At 75.1% G+C, this 5,271-nt stretch carries 4 protein-coding genes and 1 pseudogene; 3 read left to right on the top strand and 2 right to left on the bottom strand.

The genetic code is table 11. From position 1 onward, the window contains the following. Nucleotides 1–1,314, bottom strand: a 1,314-nt coding sequence (locus VR44_RS48440; protein WP_157880328.1) for a DUF6777 domain-containing protein, incomplete at its 3' end; no start/stop codon positions are given. Between the two features lie 167 nt (nucleotides 1,315–1,481). On the opposite strand from VR44_RS48440, the gene VR44_RS16930 reads away from it, so the two are divergent. Genes VR44_RS16930 through VR44_RS16920 form a run of 3 tightly spaced genes read left to right on the top strand, consistent with a single transcriptional unit; the run spans nucleotide 1,482 to nucleotide 4,371 of the window. After that, entirely contained in the window at nucleotides 1,482–2,393 is a 912-nt protein-coding gene (locus VR44_RS16930) for a YndJ family protein (protein ID WP_094191706.1), read from the top strand. Next, entirely contained in the window at nucleotides 2,390–2,920 is a 531-nt protein-coding gene (locus VR44_RS16925; RefSeq protein ID WP_045948343.1) for a DUF1990 domain-containing protein, read from the top strand. The genes VR44_RS16930 and VR44_RS16925 overlap by 4 nt, the downstream gene beginning before the upstream one ends. Before the next feature lie 11 nt (nucleotides 2,921–2,931). Further along, the gene (locus VR44_RS16920) at nucleotides 2,932–4,371 is read left to right on the top strand and encodes a lipase maturation factor family protein (RefSeq protein ID WP_045948342.1); all 1,440 of its coding nucleotides are present in this window, start codon (nucleotides 2,932–2,934) and stop codon (nucleotides 4,369–4,371) included. Here the strand turns inward: VR44_RS16920 and VR44_RS16915 are convergent. Next, nucleotides 4,357–5,271, bottom strand: a pseudogene (locus tag VR44_RS16915) (Rossmann-fold NAD(P)-binding domain-containing protein); the annotation flags it as partial. The gene VR44_RS16920 and the pseudogene VR44_RS16915 overlap by 15 nt on opposite strands.

The following is a 5,271-nucleotide window of genomic DNA, read 5'->3' as shown; positions in this document are numbered from 1 at the left end:
GTTCTGCGGGGATCGGCAGCTGCTCGTCCAGGGGGCCGGCCTGGCCCGGTGCCTGGGCCCCGGGCGGCCCGGCGGCGGGCGGCGCGGCCGGTGGCGCGGTCTCGGCGGGAGTGGGGCCCGCCTGCCCGGGCGTGTCCAGGGGCGGGGCCGTCTCGGGCAGGTTCTGGGCTCCGGCGGCGGGCGCGTCCAGCGGCGGGGCGGTCTCGGGCAGGCTGTGGGACGTGTCCAGGGGCGGGGCGGTCTCGGGCAGGCTCTGGGACGTGTCCAGCGGCGGAGCCGTCTCCGGCAGGCTCTGGGACGTGTCCAGCGGCGGGGCCGTCTCCGGCAGGCTCTGGGGTCCGGCCGGCGGGGGCTGGTGCGGGGGCGGTCCGGCCGGCGGGGCGGAGGGGCCGGGGTGCGGGGCGGGGCGGTCCGGGGCGAACCGCCCTGGCCGGGGGTGGCGCAGGGGTCGGAGGGGTCGTCCGGTGGCGTCGGGGGCGCGTCGGGGATGCCCTCGGCCGGGTCGTAGGGGGGCGGGACCTTCGGCGCCTTGTCCTGGGCGCCGTCGTCACCGGCCTTCCGTTCGATCCAGGTGTTGTCGGCCACGTTGACGATGAGCAGCCTCTTGACCGGCTGGATGGTGGGCTCGATGACGATGACCTGGTTGGGCCGGTAGCCGTTCCACTGGTCCCCCTTGAGCACCGGGCTCCCCTTGGCCGAGCGGGGGGCGGCCAGGGGGTTGCCGCAGCCGCAGCGGACCCTGGGCATGCCGTGGTCGTCCACCAGGACGGCCGTGCCGGCCTGGAGGACGGACTGGTAGCCGTCGGCGCGGCCGTCGCGGAAGCCGTGGTTCGTGATCCGGGTGTCGGCGCGCAGGACCACGGGCGTGAGGCCCCGCAGGAACTCGGGGATCTTCTCCTGCTCGATCCCGGTGGCCTGGGCGAAGGCGCGGGCCTTGGCGTCGTCCGCGGTGAGGTAGGCGGCCTGGCGTTCGACGTCGCAGCTGCCGAGCCGGTTCGTCCCGCCGTACAGGCCGGGGGTGGCGGCGCCGACGGTGCGGATGCCCTGGCCGGTCCGGTTCGGCACCGGGGGCTGTACGGGGGCCGACTCGGCCGTTGAGGTGGAGGCGGTGAAGGGGTCGGGTCCGGCGGCGCCCACGGGCTGGAGGGTGAGCTCCTGGCTCTCGGCGGCGGCGCCCTTGGTCTGCTCCGGATCCTGGGCGCCGCAGCCGGCGGCGATCAGGCCGAGGAGCGCCAAGACTGCGGCGCCGGCCGGTACATGACGGCGCGGCGCCTGACGGGGTGTCGGTGCGGGCACGTCGTTGACGTCGTTCACGCTGGCTCTCCCTTTTCGCCCCGGTTGCTCCTCTCTTGTCTGCCGCATCCTTCCCGGGGCCGCAACCGGAGTTCCGGCAGATGCGCACCGAGCACGCATTGAACACGTTCAAGAAAGCGCCTAAGGTGAGGGGCGTCGGACTTGAACACGTTCAAAGGAGTGGGCCGGTGGCCGTGCTCGTGAACCTGATCGTCGCCCTGGGGATGCTCTACGCCGTCCCCGTCGGCCTGCGCCTGATCGACCCGGCCGGGCTGGGCACGCCGGCCCGGCTGTGGCCCTGGGCGGCCGCCCCCGGGGCGCTGTCGCCGTGGCTGCCGCGCGGCAGCGCCGCCACCGCGCTCGCCGCCCTGTACGCGGCCGCCGCCCTGGTCCTGCTGTGCGCGGCAGGGACCCGGCTGCGCCGCCTCGTCCGGGCCGGGGGCACCCGCTCCCCCGGCCCGTCCGAGGTGGCGGTGCTGACCGCCCTGGCCTCGCCCTCGGTCGCCGGGACCGCCCTGGTCGCCGAGCGGGCAGGGTACCGGCTCTTCGGCTTCGACCTGGACGTCCTGGCCCTGACCGTCCCGCACTTCCACTTCGCCGGGTTCACGGCGGCCCTCGTCGCCGGCCTGGTGTGCCGGTCGGCGGCGACCGGGCGGCAGGCGCGCTGGGCTGCGTACAGCGTGCCCGCGGGGACCCTGCTCGTGCTGCTCGGGTACTTCGTGGACGACTGGGCGGAGCTGCTGGGCGCGGTCGTCCTCACCGGGGGCATGTGGACGGTGGCGCTGGTGACCTGGCGGGAGCTGCGGCCCGCCGCCCGCGACCGGGTGACGGGCACGCTGCTCGCCACCTCGGCCGCGGTGCTGATCGCCACGATGCTGCTGGCCCTGTGGTGGGCCGCCGGCGAGGCCACCGGCGTCGTCCACCCCACCCTGACCTGGATGGCGGCCACCCACGGCCTGGGCAACGCGCTCGGCTTCGCCCTGTGCTCGCTGCTGGCGTGGCGGCGGATGGCCGACGACCGGGCCCCGAGCCCCCGGCCGGCGGCCCTCCTCACCCGACCCCTACCCCCTGCCGCACCCACTCGAACGGAGACACCGTGACCCGCCTCATCAGCACCGGTCGGCGCGTCCTCAGCTACCCCGAACGCGGTGCCACCCTCCGGCGGCCGCTGCCCGACGGCTACCACCACCTGCACCACCGCGCCCCCATCGGCCACGGCAGGGAGGTCTTCGAGGCGGCCGGCGCGGCGGTCACCTCCTTCCGGATGCACCGCGCCACCGGCGCGAGCGTCCGGGCGGACGGCCCGGCCGTCCCCGGGCGGCGGGTGGAGATCGGGCTCGGCCTCGGCCCGCTGCGGATCACCGTGCCCTGCGAGGTGGTCTGGACACCGGACGCCCCCGGCCTGGCCGGTTTCGCCTACGGCACCCTCACCGGGCACCCCGAGAGCGGGGAGGAGTCCTTCCTGGTGGAGCTCGCCCCGGACGGAACGGTGTGGTTCGAGGTCACCGCGTTCAGCCGCCCCGCCTCCTGGTACACACGGCTCGCGGGTCCCCTCGTACCCGTCCTCCAGCGCGGATACGCCCGGCTGCTCGGACGCCACCTGCGCGCGCTGGCCGCCACCGCCTGATACTGGAATCGATGGACTGGTTCACGGCACCCGGGTACTGGCTGGGCCGGCTGGTCTTCCAGCGGGCCCTCGCCGGTGTCTACGTCTTCGCCTTCGTCGGGGCCGCCCTGCAGTTCCGGGCCCTGATCGGGGCGCACGGCATGCTCCCCGTGCCGCGCTACGTGCGGTACGTGCCCTTCCGGCACGCCCCGAGCCTGTTCCAACTGCGCTACTCGGACGGACTCTTCGCCGGCTGCGCCTGGGCCGGAGCGGCCCTGTCGGCGGCCCTCGTCCTGGGCGCCGGGGACCTGGTGCCGCTGGGCGCGGCGATGGGGATGTGGGCGGTGCTGTGGCTGCTCTACCTGTCGATCGTCAACGTGGGGCAGACCTGGTACTCCTTCGGGTGGGAGTCGCTGCTGCTGGAGGTGGGCTTCCTCGCGGTCTTCCTCGGGAACGCCCGGGCCGGGCCGCCGGTGCTGGTGCTGTGGCTGCTGCGGTGGGTGCTGTTCCGGGTGGAGTTCGGTGCCGGGCTGATCAAGATGCGCGGGGACGCCTGCTGGCGGCGGCTGACCTGTCTCTACTACCACCACGAGACGCAGCCGATGCCGGGGCCGCTGAGCTGGTTCTTCCACCACCTGCCCAAGCCGCTGCACCGGGTGGAGTGCGCCGCGAACCACGTCACGCAACTCGCCGTCCCGGTGCTGCTGTTCACCCCGCAGCCGGTGGCCTCGTACGCGGCCGGGATCATGGTGGCCACCCAGCTGTGGCTGGTGTTCTCGGGGAACTTCGCCTGGCTGAACTGGATCACGATCACCGTCGCCCTGTCGGCCGTCGACTTCACGGGGCTCGCCGGTCCGCCGCCCGCCGCGGCCTCGCGCGGGGCGCCGGTCTGGTACGTGGTCCTGGTGTGCGCGGTGACCGTGCTGGTGCTGGTGCTGAGCCGGCACCCGGTGGCGAACATGATCTCGCGGCGCCAGGTGATGAACCGCTCCTTCGACTCGCTGCACCTGGTCAACACCTACGGGGCCTTCGGCACGGTCGGCCGGATCCGCGACGAGGTCGTGGTGGAGGGCACCTCGGACCGGGTACCGCTGGAGAACGGCGACTGGCGGGAGTACGGGTTCAAGGGGAAGCCCGGCGAACTACGGCGGATGCCGCGCCAGTTCGCCCCGTACCACCTTCGCCTCGACTGGCTGATGTGGTTCGCGGCGCTCTCCCCCGGCTACGCGCGGGACTGGTTCGGGCCCTTCGTGGAGCGGCTGCTGGCGGGCGACCGGGACACGCTGCGGCTGCTGCGCCACAACCCGTTCCCGGACGCCCCGCCGCGGTTCGTGCGGGCCAGGCTGTACCGCTACCGGTTCACCACCTGGCGGGAGTTGCGCGAGACGGGCGCCTGGTGGCACCGGCGGCCGCTGCGCGAGTACATGCCGCCGACCCGTCTCGCCGGGGCCGCCGACTCAGAGCCCGAGTAGCGCCGCCTCCCGCTCGGGGTCGAGGCCCTTGGACGTCCGGTCCGGGCGCTGCGGCGCCACGCCGCCGAGGGACCGCAGCCAGGTCCAGGTGTCGGCGACGGTCTCCTCGACCGGGCGGCACTTCAGGCCGGCGGCGAGGGCCTTGCCGACGTCGCTGCGGAACATGTGGTCGTGCAGCTCGCCCGGGGGCAGCCAGCACGGCAGTTCGGTCCAGGGCTCGATGCCCGCCTCGGCGATGCGGGCCGGGTCGGTCCAGCGGAGTTCCGCGGCACCTCCGGTGACGGCCGCGCAGGCTTCGAGGAAGGCGCCCATGGTGGTGTGGCCGGGCGGGGACACCACGTCGTACGGGCCGGAGAGGCCGGCCTCGGCGGCGTCGAGGGTCCAGTGCGCGAGGTCGCGTACGTCGATGTACTGCATCGGCAGGTCGCGGGGGCCGGGGGCGAGGGTGGGGCCNCGGTGCGGTTCAGCCACCAGGGCAGGCGGCCGACGTTCTCGTAAGGGCCGAGGATGAGGCCGGCGCGCACCAGGAGGGCGCGGTCGCCGAAGGCGTCCGTGGCCGCGAGCTCGCCGCCGCGCTTGTCCTGGGGGTAGGCGGTGGCCTCGGCGTCGGGTGAGCCCTCGACCAGGGGGCCGTCCTCGGTCAGGCCGGCCGGGCCGGGGTAGGCGTACACGGACCGGGTGGAGATGTAGGTGTACTGTCCGGCGCGGCCGGCGAGCGCGCGGGCCGCGTCCCGTACGGCGGTGGGGGCGCCGCTCCACGTGTCGACGACGAGGTCCCAGGCCCCTTCGGCGAGGCCGTCCAGGCCCCCGGGGGCGGTGCGGTCTCCGTGCACGGCGCGGACGCCGGGCGGCGGGGCGTGGTTGCCCCGGTGGAACACGGTGACGTCCCAGCCCCGTTCC

The sequence above is a fragment of the Streptomyces katrae genome (assembly GCF_000966975.1).
Lineage (GTDB): Bacteria > Actinomycetota > Actinomycetes > Streptomycetales > Streptomycetaceae > Streptomyces > Streptomyces katrae.
Note: the sequence above shows the minus strand (reverse complement) of the source record. Positions and strands in the feature narration are given on the sequence as shown.

Coding starts and splice junctions, on each gene's coding strand:
- VR44_RS16920 (WP_045948342.1), top strand. CDS start 2,932: ATGGACTGGTTCACGGCACCCGGGTACTGGCTGGGCCGGCTGGTCTTC.